Annotated in this window: 1 pseudogene; it reads left to right on the top strand. The window is 65.4% G+C overall.

Features of this window, described 5'->3' with window-relative positions:
• Nucleotides 1–400: pseudogene (locus tag JWG43_RS20975) on the top strand (AAA-type ATPase lid domain-containing protein); the annotation flags it as partial.
• Nucleotides 401–428 lie beyond the last annotated feature (28 nt).

Raw genomic sequence — 428 nt, 5'->3', positions numbered from 1 at the left:
GCATTACGCGTCCGAGCGTCGCGTGCCGACGCCGGAGATCGCGCCGGACGCCATGGTCGCGCTGCAGAGCTACGAATGGCCGGGCAACGTGCGCCAGTTGCGCAACGTCGTCGAGCGTACGATCATCATGGCGCCGGGCGACCGGATCGGGCGGATCGACATGGATCTGCTGCCGGCCGAAGTGCTTGGCGATCCGGGGGAACTCGGCGGCAGCGGCAACGCGATCATGTGATCGCCGATGCGCGAGGCGCGCGAGACGTTCGAGCGCGAATATCTCCGCGTGCAGATCCGGCGCTTCTCCGGGAATATCTCGCGCACCGCGCACTTCATCGGAATGGAAAGATCGGCGCTGCATCGCAAGCTGAAGCTGCTCGGTATCACCGAGACGCGCGAGGACTGATCGCCCGTCCTGCGTGTGCGATAAAATG

This window comes from Desulfobulbus alkaliphilus (genome assembly GCF_016918545.1).
GTDB classification, from domain to species: Bacteria; Desulfobacterota; Desulfobulbia; order Desulfobulbales; family Desulfobulbaceae; genus Desulfobulbus; species Desulfobulbus alkaliphilus.
Note: the sequence above shows the minus strand (reverse complement) of the source record. Positions and strands in the feature narration are given on the sequence as shown.